Raw genomic sequence first — 12,554 nt, 5'->3', positions numbered from 1 at the left:
ATCCCCGGGCCGGCCCGGTTCACCTGCCGTGCCGGCCGGCGCCGGCGGCGAAGCGGGCCGCACCGGCCAGCGCGTCCGCCGCGAGCGAATCCATTCCGTAGGCGAGTTCGATGGCGAGCGCCTCCGGCTCGGGCCGGCCGCCGCCGGCTAGCACCGACGCGCGGTCGTTGCGCAGGCAGGTCTGCGGGTGGCCGGCGATCTCGGCGGCCAGCCGCTCGGCCTCCGTGCGCGCCTCACCCGGCGCGACCACCCGATTGACCAACCCCATCGTGTACGCCTCGTCGGCGGGCACCGGTCGGCCGGTGAGGATCAGGTCCATCGCCCGGCTCTGGCCGATCAGCCGGGGCAGCCGTACCGTGCCACCGTCGATCAGTGGTACCCCCCAGCGTCGGCAGAACACCCCGAGCACCGCGTCGGACTCGGCGACCCGCAGATCGCACCAGAGGGCCAGCTCCAGGCCACCGGCCACCGCGTACCCGGAGATCGCGGCGATGACCGGCTTGGACAGTGACATCCGGGTGGGGCCCATCGGGCCGTCGCCGTCGGGCTCCACCCGGTTGCCGCTGGGCGTACCGATGGCCTTGAGATCGGCACCCGCGCAGAACGTGCCGCCGGCCCCCCAGAGCACCGCCACCCGGGCGTCCGGATCGGCCTCGAAGGCGCGGAACGCGTCGGCGAGGGCCCGCGCGGTCGGCCCGTCGACGGCGTTGCGCGACGCCGCCCGGTCGAGGATCACCGTGGTCACCGGTCCGTCGCGCGTGACGTGTACGGCCATCCGGACAGCATGCCCCGGCCGGTCCGGCCGCCGCCAGTGCCACCGTCAGTGGCGGCGATGATCACGAGGGGTCCGCCCGTCCGGGGCGGCCGAGCGCAGCGGGAGCGTGTCGTGGACCTGTACACCGCCATTCACCGTCGCCGGGACGTCCGGGCCGAGTTCACCGGGGAGCCGGTGCCGGACGCGACCCTGCGCCGAATCCTCGACGCGGCGCACGCCGCACCCAGCGTCGGCTACACCCAACCGTGGGACTTCGTCCTGGTGCGGGATGCCGACCTGCGGCACCGCTTCCACCAGCACGTCCAGCGGGAACGGGACGTCTTTGCCGCCGGCCTGACCGGGGAGGCCGCCGAACGGTTCGCCCGTATCAAGATCGACGGAGTGTTGGAGTCGTCGCTGTCGATCGTGGTCAGCTACGACGGATCGCGGGGCGGCCCGGCAGTGCTCGGTCGGCACGCCATCGCCGATGCCGGCCTCTACTCGGTGTGCCTGGCCATCCAGAACCTGTGGCTGGCGGCCACCGCCGAGGGGCTCGGTGTCGGCTGGGTCTCCTTCTACCGGGAGCCGTTCCTGGCCGATCTGCTCGGCATCCCCGCCGGCATCCGGCCGGTCGCCTGGCTCTGCGTCGGCCCCGTGACACACCTGGAACCCGTGCCCGACCTGGCCCGGCACGGCTGGCGGCAGAAGCGCCCGTTGGCCGAAGCCCTGCACACCGACCGCTGGACACCCACCCAGTGACCCGCCTGTCCGCCCGCCCGCGCTGGAACTGTTCCTGGCCCGCTGGTCCGCCTGCATGCCTGCTCGCTGGCTCGCTCGCTTGCCTGCTCGTTGGCTTGCTGGTCCCGCTTGCTCGCTGGTCCGCCCGCTCGCGCTGGCCCGCCCGTCACGGTCCCGCCGGTTGCTGTGGCGGCCGACGTCGGTCCGGTGGGCCGGTGCCGGCGTGCGACTGGATCCGGGGAGGTGCGCCCGCCCTCGGGGCGAGGGCGGGCGCTGCGGGTGGGGCTCAGGGCTGGTCGGTGACCTGGGTGAGGAAGGTGCGCCAGGCGGTGGGGGTGAAGGTCAGGGCGGGCCCGTGGGGGTTCTTGGAGTCGCGGACGGCGACCACTTCGGGCAGGTTGTCGGCGACCTCGACGCAGTTTCCGCCGTTGCCGCTGCTGCGGGTGCTCTTGCGCCAGCGCGCGTCCTTCAGTTCCATGTCTGGGCCACCTTTGTGATCAGGTCGACTGACTGCCAGTGGGACAGCGCCTCGCCGCGCACGTTCTCCCACGCTCCCATCATGGCGGCGAGGTCGTCGACATCGCTAACTACTTGTCCCTGGAGTTGATTGTCGAGATAGCCGGCCACCCGGTGATCGGGGCTGGTGGCGATCACGAAGGGGCCGTTCAATCCGGCGTACTCGCCCACGGTGGCCGGCACGACGTGCACCCTGACGTGCGGTTGGACGCATGCCTCGGTCAGGCTGAGCAGTTGTTGGTGCATGGTCTGCCGGCCGCCGACCGGTCGTCGTAGGACCGTCTCGTCGAGGACGACCGTGAACTGGGGAGGATCGTCCCGCTTCAGGATGGACTGACGGGCGAGCCGGGCCGCGAGGTGTCGATCGACGTCCCCCCGGGGCAGGGTGCCGGCGCCGGTGAGGACGGCTCGGGCATACGACTCTGTCTGAAGCAGACCGGGGATCACTACGGACTCGAATGAGCGCAGTGACACCGCCTCGCGTTCGATCTCCTGCCAGGGGCGGAACCACACCGGCTCGCGACGTCTTGAAGTGTCCGGCCAGATGTCCACGATGTCCCGCCGAAGCGCCTCCGCTGCGGCCACCCGGTGTCGGGCGTGCGGAATCCGCCCCTCGCTCAGCCAGCGCCCTACCGTCTTCGGATCGACGCCGACCCGCTCGGCGAGGGACTCGGTGGTGTATCCGGTCTCGTTCAGCGCCGAGCGCAGCGCATCGTTCACGACCGCCTCCATTGGACGTCTCGAATTCCCGCTTACCATACGCTTACGCGGTGTATCTGTCTGACCACAAAGAGGGAGGCTTCGGTGTGGGGCGGCGCGACCGGTGGAGGTGAGAGAGCCCGGCGGTCGGCGTCCAGCACGGGGTCGTCCCGCCGAGGGCGGTGGGACGAACCCGATCCACCACGACCGATCCACAGTGAAGAGGAGACTCGCCGTGCGAAACCGCAACCTGCGCCGCAGGTCGGAGCTGACCCACCCACCGCACCGCCCGCACCGGCGTGCCCGGGTGCTGACATGAGCCGGCCGGCCCGACCGCACCTGCCGATGCGTCCGCTGTGGCGGTGCCGGGGTTGCGGCGCGGAGTGGCCGTGCCAACCGGCCCGGCTCGCCCTGCTGGTCGACTACCGCGAGGACCGAACCGCCCTGCTGATCTACCTGGGCACCCTGATGGTGGAGGCCGGCACGCAACTGTCCCAGCTCAACGGGCACGTCGTACCCGAGGACCTGGCCGGGCGCTTCCTCACCTGGGCCCGCGCGCGAGGGTCGGACGGCAGTTCGTGACGCCTTGCTCGACCAGGGTCGACCAGACATCAGGTCGAAGCCGGCGAACGGCCGAGCCGCCATCAGGTCGAGGTTGGCCCGGCCGAGCAGCACGTCAGGCCGAGGTTGGCCCGGCTGAGCTGCATGTCAGGCCGAACCTGGCCCGGCTGAGCAGCATGTCAGGTCGGACCTGGCCCGGCCGGGACTGCGGAGGCGGGCGGCCTGGCCGGAGGGCAGATTCGTCCCGGCCGCCCGGTTTGCCGCCGCTTCAACCGGGAAGTCGGGGAACGTGCGAGCGTTGATGACGAAAATCGAACAAACCGCCGCGTTGGACCGGGTCGGCGACCGGTTGCAGCGCGCCGTCCAGGCGACCCTGCGCCCGCAGCGGGTCCGTGACCTGCTGCACGGCGTCTTCCTGGGCCACCCGCTGCACCCGGCCATGGTGCAGGTGCCGGTGGGTGCCTGGATCAGCGCGGCGGTGGTCGACCTGCTTCCCGGCCAGCGTCGCGCGGCCACCACGCTTGTCGCGTTGGGCACCGTGAGCGCGGTGCCCGCCGCCGTGGCCGGGCTCAACGACTGGGCGGAACTCTCCCGGGACCAGCGTCGGGTGGGGCTGGTCCACGCCGCCGCCAACACCGTCGGCCTGACCCTCTACGCCGCTTCCCTCGCGGCCCGGCTGAACGGCCGGCACGGCGTCGGCCGGGCGCTGGCGTACCTGGGGCTGGGTGCGGCGAGTGCCGGGGCGTACCTCGGTGGGCACCTGGCGTACAAGCAGGGGGCGCAGGTCAGCCAGAGCGTGTCCGAGCTGCACCGGATGAGCGACGGGTGGCAGTCGGTGGCCGACCTGGCCGGACTGCCGCAGCGGAAGTTGGTGACCCGCGAGGTGGACGACGTCTCGGTCATCCTCTACCGGCACGGCGACGAGGTCACGGTGATGTTGGAGCGCTGCCCGCACCAGAGCGGCCCGCTCGGCGAGGGTGAGGTGCAGGAGATCGACGGACATGCCTGCGTGGTCTGCCCCTGGCACGGCTCGGCGTTCCGGCTCAACGGTGGCGAGGTCGTCCACGGCCCCGCCGCCACCGACCAGCAGATCCTCCCCACCCGAGTAGTGGACGGCACTCTCCAAACCCGCCTCCCCTAACCCACCTCCCCCACCCACCCACCCACCTCCCCCACCCACCCACCCCGCCTCCCACCCCTCGCTTCGCCCGGTGATCAAGAGGTTTACGTCAAATTCGATCTTCAGGCTGACGCAAACCTCTTGATCACCAGGCGGGGGCGGGGGCGCGGGCGGGGGCGCGGGCGGGGGGAGGGGAGGGAGGGGGTTAGTCGCGGCGGTGGCGGCCGGTTACCAGGTCTCGGGCGGCGGATGCGCGGCTGCCCATGGTGCGGCCCGAGGTGCGGCCGGGGGTGGTCCGGTTGGTGGACATGCGGGCGGCGGAGATCCTCGCGGCCGACGTGCGGCCGGCCACCACGCGGACGGGTCGGCGGCGCAGGCCGAGCACGGCACCGATCTGCGCGCCGACGATGCTCGCCACCGCCAGTACCGCCGACACGGCCAGCGGTCGGTTGATCACGTCGTCCTGGTTGACCCGGGAGGCCCCGGCGGCCATCGCCGGCGGCACCCCGACCGGCCGCTCGGCCGGCGGATGCGCGGGCGGTTGGGCGGTCTGTGGGGTGGCGGTCTGCGGGGTGGCCGGCCCGACCTTCCCGGTCGGCTTCGGAGTGGCGGGCCTAGCCGGATCGGCCGGCTTACCCGGGGTGGTCGGCGAGCCCGGGTGCGGGTCGGCCTGGCCGCCCGGCGTGGTGACCGGCGGGTGCGGGGACGGCTTGCGGGGCGTGGCGGGGACCAGGTGACCGCTGGCGTGCCGGCGGGCGCCGGCGTCGTCGGCCTCGGCGGGCAGCTTGATGAGCTGACCCGGCCGGATGCGGTCGGCGTCGCGCAGGTGGTTGAGCCGAGCCACCTCCGGATAGCGGTCGAAGTCGTCCAGGTAGCGCTCCGCCACCTCACCCAGGTAGTCGCCCCGGGCCACCCGGTACACCGGCTTCGCCGCCGGCTGCTCAGCACCGGGGGCGGCACCGAGGGCGGCGCCACCGAGACCAGCACTGGGGGTAGCGCCCAGGGTGGTACCGGAGGTGTGCGGCGCGGTCAGCGTGGTCGCCACACCGGTACCGGCGGCGGCCGGCAACGGCTGGGTCAGCGTCACCGCCGCACTGGCCGCCGGACTGGCCGCGATGATCAGTGCGACCGAGCCCACCAGGGCCGCCGCCGCCCGCTGCTGCCGGCTCATCCCGGGCAGCCGGGGCGTCTGTCGGCGGGTCGCCTGGGCAGCCAGCTCCACCAGCACCGAGAAGGCGAACGTCGCCCAACCGAACCAGCCGACCAGCGCCAGCGCCCGGAGGAAGAGCTGGCCGTCGTCCCGACTGGTCAGCACGGTGCCGACCTCGGTGAGGGTGGGCAGGTGGTCCGGCAGCGGGTTGCCGGCGAAGGCGAGCAGCGCCACCGGTGCGCCGACCAGTAACGCCACCAGGACGACCAGCGACCCGAAGCCGGTGAACAACTGCCCGGTACGTCGGGCCGCGGAACCACGCGGTGCGGTCATGACGCCCTCCTTCCTACGGTCTGTCGGTGAGTGGGCTAACGGGTTCTGCCGGGTGAGCGGGCTTACGGTCTGTCGGGTGAGCGGGTCTACCAGGTCTCAGGTGAGCGGGGTCTACGGTCTGTCGGTGAGTGTCCGGGCGGTCGCCTCGGCCGAGACGGTGACGGTGCGGTCCATGCCGATCAGACCGAGCATGTGCCGGCGGTAGACGACGGTGACCCGTACCCGGATCTGCTTCTCTCCGGCCACCACCGGGAAGCTCACCTGCTGGCCGGTCACGTCGGAGTTGCCCCTCAGGTACTGGGCGACGGCGGTACGGGCACCCTGCTCGTCGATCACCTTGGGCCGCCCCTCGATCGCGGCGGCCCGGTCGATCACCTGCCCGCCACTGCGAGCCGCCTCGGCGGCCAGGTCGTCGGCGCGTTGCAGGCTGCGCAGCTGACCCGCCCCGTCGTACGCGGCGCCGATGATCGCCAGTACGCCGAGCATGGTGACGGCGAGGAAGAGGCTGATCCGGCCCTCGTCGCCGACCGGGCGCGGGGTCATCGCCGGCTCCGGTAACGGTCCAGCGGGGAGGCGAAGGTCGCCTCGACCCGCTTGTCGCCCATCGGCAGCCCGGGGAAGCGCATGCCGGCGAAGGAGACCGTGCAGCTCACCCGTACCCAGATGCTCACCGGCTCGCCCAACGGGCGGTTGAACGCCGTGCTCAGCGACGTGTGGTCGGAGTTGCGCGTCGAGCCCCAGACCGTCACCTGGGGTGCGGTGGCGCAGTTGAGGCCCCGCCAGTCGAGCTGCCGCCGGGCGGCCGACCGGGCGGCGCTCTCCGCCGTGCCGGCGCTGCGGGCGATCGAGGCGGCCCGCGCGGCGTCGTGGGCCGCCGCCTCCACCGCCTCGTCGGCCACCGCGACCCGGCCGGCCACCCCGGCCAGCATCAGCAGCGCCAGGAACGCCGGGGCCAGCACCGCCACCTCCACCGACACCGACCCCCGGGTACGCCCTCCGGCACCGCCGGTCAGGGCGTCCAGCCGGTCAGCACGGTCACCGCGACCGCTCGACACGTCGTGCCAGATGCGCCGTGCGGTGTGGACGGTCAGCGCGTCCCGCCAGGGACTCCGGGGCGGACGGGCGGTCACGGGTTCGTCCACCGCTCGACCGTGCCGTGGGCGGTCTGCCGTACCTCGAACCGGACGGCCGGGATGACGCTCAGGGACTTCCCGGTGACCGTGCAGCTGACCTCCGTGGCGGTGGTGGCGCAGGTGGTCTTCGCCCCGACCAGCCAGTCTCCGGCGGCGCTCAGGAAACGCCCGGCCCTGGCCTCGCCCGCCCCGGCCGGCGCCTGGAGGACCCGCTGCGCGTTCACCCCGCTCTGGGCGGCGTGCATCGCCGTCGACCGGGCCACGAACCAGGTGGCGATCTGGACGGAGCCGAAGAGCAGCAGCAGCACCGCCGGCATCACCACGGCCAGCTCGACGGGGTTGGCCCCCCGGTCCGTACCCCCGACGGTGAGCCTGCGGTGGACGGCCCGGCCGGCGGCGCGGAGCCGGGCCGGTCCGGTCCGCTCGGCATCGGGCGCGCGTGAGGGCTCACACCGAGACCGGACGGCGGGGGCCGTCAGATCCCGGCGTGGACTGGCCGGGGGGATGTGGATCACTTGCTCGGGATGGCGTTGATCCAGCCCTCGGCCTTCTCCTTGACCAGAAGGGTGACTGCGATGCCGGCCGTGACCAGGCCGGCGATGATCACGGCGGTGGGGACCGGGCTGTCGCCCCGCTCCGCCTCGCGGCGTAGCTCGGACAGCCGGGTCACCGTGGCGACGTACAGGAAGTTGACGAGTTGCATGGCGGGCTCCTTCTCGGGTTCGGTCTACTCAGAGGCGGGCGATGAACGGATAGAGGACGAACGCCAGCAGCACGAAGACCAGCAGCGAGCCGGGAATGTCCAGCCGGCTGGTGATGCCCTCGGCGCGGGCCAGGTTGTCGGTGCGGATCTGGTCCCGGAGCGACTCGGCGCGGCTGCGCAGCGTCTCGTGCACCTGGGCGCCCTCGCTGCCGGAGGACCGCATGATCGCCCCGACGTCACCCAGCTCCGGAATGCCGATCTTCTCGGCCAGCTCCTGAAGCTCGTCCCAGGGCGAGTGCATCTGCATCTGGGCGATCCGCAGCGACTCGCGGATGCGGGCGAAGACCCAGCCGTCGCAGACCGTCGCCGCGCGTTCCAGCGACTGCACCGGTCCGTGCGCCGCCGACAGTTGCAACGCCACCAGGTCCAGGTAGGTGCAGACCGCCGCCCGGAACTCCTCCCGAGCGGCGTCCGCCTTGGTCAGCACCGCGCGATGCGCGAGCAGCGCGCAGATCAGCGCCAACCCGAGACTGCCCAGCACCGGTACGACCACCGGTATGCCCACCCCCGCCAGGAAGAGCAGCGCCCCCGCGACCGTCGGGGTGGCCAACCCGACCAGGGCGGAGAGCAGGATCGACATGGTGTACTGCTCGGGGGTCTGGTCGAGCAGGGCGAGCTGGCGGTGCGGCGGGCTGAGCCAGCGGGAGAAGCCGCCCAGCCAGTCCGGTCCCCGTCCGGTGGCGACTGTGGTGCCGGGCGGTTGGTGCAGCCGGCGCAGCGCGGGGCCGAGTGCCGGGGAGGCCGGCAATGCCTCCCGGACCAGCAGGAACAGGCCGAGCCCGATGGCCGCCCCGCCGAGCACTGCGATGGCGAGTTGCCAGTTGAGGATCACGGGACCACCTCCGCCGGGTCGGGCGTCGGCAGGAACCGGGGCGGCGGTGGGGGCTGGCTCATCGACCGCACCCAGACCAGCAGGGCGATGAACGCCGCCCCGAGCATCGCCATCAGCACCTGACCGAAGAACGTCCCGTACGGCCGGACGTACTCGGTGTTGACCAGCCCGTACGCCAGCACGGCCAGGGTCATTCCGGTGAGGAAGCGGACCGCGAACCGGGGCTGGGTGCGTTTGGCCTCCACCTCGCGCCGGGTGGCCACCTCGGCGGAGGCGGCCGAGGCGATCGAGCCGAGCACGTCACCGAGGCGCTCACCCCGGTCGGTCAGGTGCAGGATCAACGCGGCGACCACCTGGTCGCAGACCGGGTCACCGATCTCGTCGGCGAACGCCAGCAACGCGGACCGGGCCGTCCAGCCGGCCTGGAGCCGGGCGGCGAGCACCCGTACCTCCTCCTGGATCTCGTCCGGGACGGTGGCGATGGTCGCGATGATCGCCTGCTGGAGGCCCTGCCCGGTGTTGGAGACGTCCTTGAGTCGGCGGGTCCACTCGCCGACCGCCTCGATCCGGGCGATGGCCCGCTCCTCGGCCCGGCCCACCGCGAACAGCCAGGGCACACCCGGCACCGCCACCGCCACGATCAGCCCCACCACCGGCAGCCCGGTCAGCAGGAACGCCAGCGCGCCCGCCACCGCTGCCACGCCCAGCGTGACCTGGTGGGACCGCTGGTCCCGGCGGCTCGTCCCCGAGCCGAGCCAGAGCCGGCGCAGCCCGTTGCCGGCGGCGGGGGCCGGGCGGGTGGGCTTGGTGGTGCCGAACAGCGCCACCACGGCCAGCACCAGCCCGCCGACGCAGGCCGCCCCGGAGACCACCGCGAGCAGTTCGATGGTGCTCATCGGCGCACCACCGGAGCGAGCCGGCTGTGCCGGGGACGACGCCACGCGCCCGCGCCGGCCTCGATGAAGCGGGACAGCAGCCGGGCGTCGTAGCCGACCCGCAACAGTTGACCGCGTACCCGTTCCGGCAGGTGGCGGGGGATGGCCCGGCCGTCCGGGCCGGGCCCGAAGACAGTGGTGGTGGTGATCCGGTTGGCGTCGCCGACCCCGATCACCTCCTCCACGTGGGAGACGAACCGGTGCTTGCGGCCGCCGATCGCGGTCTCGTCCTCGACCGTCACGTAGACGATCAGGTCGAGGGCGTTGCCGGCCATCCGGCGGGCCTGGTCGACGGTCATCTCCCGGCCGTGGGCCAACGCCAGCTCGATGATCCGCTCGCTCACCCCGGCCGGGGTACGGGCGTGGATGGTGCACATCGACCCACGGCTGGTCGTCATCGCCTGGAGCATCGGCACGATCTCCCGGGACCGGACCTCACCGACGATGATCCGCAGCACGCCCATCCGCAGCGACACCGGGATCAGGTCGGCGATGCTCACCTCACCGGCCGGTCGGCCGTCCATCCCGCGTTCGCCGTGCCCCTCCCGGGACTCGAAGCTCATCACCGCCCGGTGCTTGTCCCCGCGCCGGGCCGGCAGCAGCTCCCGGCTCTCCTCCAGCAGCACGTACGGCTCGTCGGGCGGGATCTCGTCCATCAGCGCCCGGATGACAGTGGTCTTCCCGGCCCCGGCCAGCCCGGCGACCATGATGTTCAACCCGGCCCGCATGGACGCCCGGAGGAAGTCACGCAGCAACGGGTCGATCATCTCGTCCAGGTCCGGGCGGCTGCCGGCCAGGTCGTCGAGGCTGACGTCCAGCGTGTTGTGCTTCCTGATCACCGCGTACGGGCGGTGGCTGACCAGGAACACCGCCGCCAACCGGCTGCCGTCGGGCAGTTGCAGGTCCAGCGTCGGCTTGGAGGTGGACAGCGACCGCTCGGTGGCCCCGGCCCGGCGGGCCGCCGCCTGGAGGATCTCCACCAGCTCGTCGTCGCTGTCGGCGATCGGCTCACCCCAGTCGACGCCGCCGCCGTGCCGGGTGATCCGCACCTGGTCGCAGCCGAGGATGTGCACCTCTTCGATGGTCTCGTCGACCAGCAGGGTCTGGAGTCGACCCAGCCCGACCAGTTCGGCGGTCACCTGGTCGAGCAGCAGCCGTTCCTCGTCGGCGCTGAGCGGGGTACCGGCCCGGCGTACCGCGTCGGCGTACCCGGAGACCACGGCGACGGCGAGCCGGGCGCGCTCGACCTCCTCGGCGTCGGCGTCGAACTCCCGGCCGCGCTGCCACTGGGTGAGCCGTTCGCTCAGCTCCCGGCGCAGCTCGCGGACCACCGCGAAGTCCACCTTCGGCCGGGGCGTCGGGGCCGGCGCGGGTGGGGCGGCGGCCGGCGGCAGGGCGGGGGCGTGAAGTCGGCCGTTCGCCAGTGGCATCGGCGGTATCGTGGAGGTGGCCCCCGGCGGCGGGGTGCGCGGGTCGTGGGAGACCGGCTCAAACCGCATCCGGCACCCCCTGGGCCGGCGTCGGCCAGGCCAACCGGGCCCGCCGCTGCTCCAGCAACGCCCGGACCGGCGTCTCCAACGCCGCCGCCGCGCGCATCAGCGGCCGTCCGGCGCGTACCGTGCCGCCGAAGCTGAGCACCTGCGCGGTACGCCGGTCCTCCGGCAGCCGGGCGATCACCGGCACGCCCAACGCCTTGCTGATCTCGCCCTTGCCGTGACCGTCGCCGACGACCACCAGCTGCAGCGTGCCCGGTGGCACCCGGTGGTTGGTGAAGTCCCGCTCGATCGCCCGGATCATCGACCGGGTGCCGGACAGGTCGGGCAGCTGAGCCCGGGTCACCAGCAACACCACGTCGGCGGCGCGCAGCAGCGGCCACGGTGGGCCGAAGACCTGGATGCGTCCACAGTCGACTATTACGTCGTAGCCGGGCCGGCCCTTCTCCAGGTTGCCGAAGAAGTCGGCGAACCGTTGCCACAGCGGGACGACGCTGCCGGCCTGCGCCGGGTCGACCACGCCGGGCAGCAGCAGCCGCTCCCGCCTCGGTGCGTCCAGGTCGACCAGCTGGGACCAGAACGTCGCCTCCAGGCTGCCGTCGCGCAGCTCACCCACGGCCAGCTCGCCAATGCCGCGTGGCCCGTCGAGCGCACCGCCCAGGTAGCCGGCGAGGACCGAGCCGCCGGCAGGGTCGCACTCGGCGAGCACCAGCCGCCGGTGCCAGCTCAGGGTGCAGGCCAGCGCCGTGGTGGTGACGCCGGGTGAACCCTTCGCCGAGACCAGCGCGATGATGGCCATGGTCAGGCCGCCTCGGTCAGCACGAGGGCGATCCGGTCCTGAGCGGCCAGCACCACCACCGCCGGGACGTCCCGTACGGCGAGCGCCAGGTAGACCACCACGTCGTCGTTCTCCGGGGCGACCGCGTCGATCACCGTGGCGGTGAACCGGGTGCCCGGCGGCTGGTTGTCGGCGTCCTCGTCCGGGGTGCTGACCAACAGCACCTTGTCGCCCGGGTGCAGCTTGCGGGCCGGCACCTTGCTGGGCTCCAGGCCCAGCGCGATCTGCTGCTGCCCCTGGCCGAGCAGCGGGGCGTCGGTGAGCTGCGCCATGGTGAGCAGCGAACCGGGGACCAGCGACACGGCGGCCCGCTTGCCGACCACCTCGTCCCGCTTCTTCGCCGGCACCGGGGACAGCCCCGCGCCGCCGGAGACCTGCACGCTGACCAGGTCGTCGGCGGTCAGGATGCGGCCCACCTCGACCTCACGGGCGACCGCCAGATAGCTGCCGGTGGCGCGGACCGAGGTGACCGCGAAGGCCGCGCCGAGGCCACCCAGCGCGATCAGCAGTACGGCGAGGCCGAGCAGGCCGGGCCGGGTACGACGCTGCCGGACCACCCTGGGCGGGGTGACCGGCGCGTCCGCCGGGATTCCGTTACGGGTAGCCAGACTCATCGGGACATCTCCGTTCGCGACTGCGGGGCTCGCAAACCCGGCTCACTCCTCGCGCTCACGGGGTGATCTCCGTTC

16 protein-coding genes are annotated in these 12,554 nt (G+C 73.0%); 3 read left to right on the top strand and 13 right to left on the bottom strand.

From position 1 onward, the window contains the following. Nucleotides 1-19: 19 nt before the first annotated feature. Complete coding sequence (locus ACIG87_RS21810) at nt 20-775, bottom strand: crotonase/enoyl-CoA hydratase family protein (RefSeq protein WP_396852725.1); 756 nt, start codon at nt 773-775, stop codon at nt 20-22. A gap of 111 nt (nt 776-886) precedes the next feature. Here ACIG87_RS21810 and bluB point away from each other — a divergent pair, with 111 nt between their 5' ends. Continuing rightward, nucleotides 887-1,513, top strand: coding sequence for a 5,6-dimethylbenzimidazole synthase (bluB, locus tag ACIG87_RS21805; protein ID WP_396852723.1), 627 nt, complete (start codon nt 887-889; stop codon nt 1,511-1,513). 265 nt (nt 1,514-1,778) lie between these two features. Here the strand turns inward: bluB and ACIG87_RS21800 are convergent, their stop codons facing one another. Further along, nucleotides 1,779-1,970 (bottom strand): DUF397 domain-containing protein, encoded by a 192-nt coding sequence (locus ACIG87_RS21800; protein WP_396852721.1) that lies wholly within the window; start codon nt 1,968-1,970, stop codon nt 1,779-1,781. Next, entirely contained in the window at nt 1,961-2,728 is a 768-nt protein-coding gene (locus ACIG87_RS21795) for a Scr1 family TA system antitoxin-like transcriptional regulator (RefSeq protein ID WP_396852719.1), read from the bottom strand. Before ACIG87_RS21795 ends, ACIG87_RS21800 begins: the two co-directional genes overlap by 10 nt. A gap of 294 nt (nt 2,729-3,022) precedes the next feature. Here ACIG87_RS21795 and ACIG87_RS21790 point away from each other — a divergent pair, with 294 nt between their 5' ends. After that, nucleotides 3,023-3,289 (top strand): flavin reductase, encoded by a 267-nt coding sequence (locus ACIG87_RS21790; protein WP_396852717.1) that lies wholly within the window; start codon nt 3,023-3,025, stop codon nt 3,287-3,289. Between the two features lie 268 nt (nt 3,290-3,557). Then, the gene (locus ACIG87_RS21785) at nt 3,558-4,409 is read left to right on the top strand and encodes a Rieske 2Fe-2S domain-containing protein (protein WP_396852716.1); all 852 of its coding nucleotides are present in this window, start codon (nt 3,558-3,560) and stop codon (nt 4,407-4,409) included. Nucleotides 4,410-4,593: 184 nt separating this feature from the next. Here the strand turns inward: ACIG87_RS21785 and ACIG87_RS21780 are convergent, their stop codons facing one another. The 10 genes from ACIG87_RS21780 to ACIG87_RS21735 form a co-directional block, all read right to left on the bottom strand. After that, a complete protein-coding gene (locus ACIG87_RS21780) occupies nt 4,594-5,871 on the bottom strand; it encodes a LysM peptidoglycan-binding domain-containing protein (RefSeq protein ID WP_396852714.1) in 1,278 nt (425 codons plus the stop codon). Nucleotides 5,872-5,982: 111 nt separating this feature from the next. Then, the gene (locus ACIG87_RS21775; RefSeq protein WP_396852713.1) at nt 5,983-6,414 is read right to left on the bottom strand and encodes a hypothetical protein; all 432 of its coding nucleotides are present in this window, start codon (nt 6,412-6,414) and stop codon (nt 5,983-5,985) included. Next, nucleotides 6,411-6,884 carry a TadE/TadG family type IV pilus assembly protein gene (locus tag ACIG87_RS21770; RefSeq protein WP_396852912.1) on the bottom strand — a complete coding sequence of 158 codons (474 nt, stop codon included), beginning with the start codon at nt 6,882-6,884 and terminating at the stop codon, nt 6,411-6,413. Before ACIG87_RS21770 ends, ACIG87_RS21775 begins: the two co-directional genes overlap by 4 nt. A 113-nt stretch (nt 6,885-6,997) precedes the next feature. Next, complete coding sequence (locus ACIG87_RS21765) at nt 6,998-7,483, bottom strand: TadE/TadG family type IV pilus assembly protein (RefSeq protein ID WP_396852910.1); 486 nt, start codon at nt 7,481-7,483, stop codon at nt 6,998-7,000. A 32-nt stretch (nt 7,484-7,515) separates the two neighbouring features. Beyond that, a complete protein-coding gene (locus tag ACIG87_RS21760; protein WP_396852712.1) occupies nt 7,516-7,707 on the bottom strand; it encodes a hypothetical protein in 192 nt (63 codons plus the stop codon). 28 nt (nt 7,708-7,735) lie between these two features. Then, entirely contained in the window at nt 7,736-8,596 is an 861-nt protein-coding gene (locus ACIG87_RS21755; RefSeq protein WP_396852908.1) for a type II secretion system F family protein, read from the bottom strand. Beyond that, nucleotides 8,596-9,495, bottom strand: coding sequence for a type II secretion system F family protein (locus tag ACIG87_RS21750; RefSeq protein WP_396852711.1), 900 nt, complete (start codon nt 9,493-9,495; stop codon nt 8,596-8,598). Before ACIG87_RS21750 ends, ACIG87_RS21755 begins: the two co-directional genes overlap by 1 nt. After that, on the bottom strand, nt 9,492-11,033 hold the full coding sequence (locus ACIG87_RS21745; RefSeq protein WP_396852709.1) for a CpaF family protein: 1,542 nt from the start codon (nt 11,031-11,033) through the stop codon (nt 9,492-9,494). The genes ACIG87_RS21750 and ACIG87_RS21745 overlap by 4 nt, the downstream gene beginning before the upstream one ends. After that, nucleotides 11,023-11,826, bottom strand: a complete 804-nt coding sequence (locus ACIG87_RS21740) for a CpaE family protein (protein ID WP_396852708.1) — start codon at nt 11,824-11,826, stop codon at nt 11,023-11,025. The genes ACIG87_RS21745 and ACIG87_RS21740 overlap by 11 nt, the downstream gene beginning before the upstream one ends. Before the next feature lie 2 nt (nt 11,827-11,828). Beyond that, on the bottom strand, nt 11,829-12,479 hold the full coding sequence (locus tag ACIG87_RS21735) for an SAF domain-containing protein (RefSeq protein WP_396852706.1): 651 nt from the start codon (nt 12,477-12,479) through the stop codon (nt 11,829-11,831). Nucleotides 12,480-12,554 lie beyond the last annotated feature (75 nt).

This window comes from Micromonospora sp. NPDC051925, from assembly GCF_044548625.1.
Lineage (GTDB): Bacteria > Actinomycetota > Actinomycetes > Mycobacteriales > Micromonosporaceae > Micromonospora.
The sequence above is the reverse complement of the archived record's forward strand: the minus strand, read 5'-3'. Positions and strand labels throughout refer to the sequence as shown.

Bases quoted from the DNA above. Each gene is read 5' to 3' on its own strand.
- ACIG87_RS21800 (WP_396852721.1), bottom strand. From the start codon at position 1,970: ATGGAACTGAAGGACGCGCGCTGGCGCAAGAGCACCCGCAGCAGCGGC.
- ACIG87_RS21735 (WP_396852706.1), bottom strand. From the start codon at position 12,479: ATGAGTCTGGCTACCCGTAACGGAATCCCGGCGGACGCGCCGGTCACC.
- ACIG87_RS21740 (WP_396852708.1), bottom strand. From the start codon at position 11,826: ATGGCCATCATCGCGCTGGTCTCGGCGAAGGGTTCACCCGGCGTCACC.
- ACIG87_RS21745 (WP_396852709.1), bottom strand. From the start codon at position 11,033: ATGCGGTTTGAGCCGGTCTCCCACGACCCGCGCACCCCGCCGCCGGGG.
- ACIG87_RS21780 (WP_396852714.1), bottom strand. From the start codon at position 5,871: ATGACCGCACCGCGTGGTTCCGCGGCCCGACGTACCGGGCAGTTGTTC.
- ACIG87_RS21775 (WP_396852713.1), bottom strand. From the start codon at position 6,414: ATGACCCCGCGCCCGGTCGGCGACGAGGGCCGGATCAGCCTCTTCCTC.
- ACIG87_RS21750 (WP_396852711.1), bottom strand. From the start codon at position 9,495: ATGAGCACCATCGAACTGCTCGCGGTGGTCTCCGGGGCGGCCTGCGTC.
- ACIG87_RS21790 (WP_396852717.1), top strand. From the start codon at position 3,023: ATGAGCCGGCCGGCCCGACCGCACCTGCCGATGCGTCCGCTGTGGCGG.
- ACIG87_RS21760 (WP_396852712.1), bottom strand. From the start codon at position 7,707: ATGCAACTCGTCAACTTCCTGTACGTCGCCACGGTGACCCGGCTGTCC.
- ACIG87_RS21810 (WP_396852725.1), bottom strand. From the start codon at position 775: ATGGCCGTACACGTCACGCGCGACGGACCGGTGACCACGGTGATCCTC.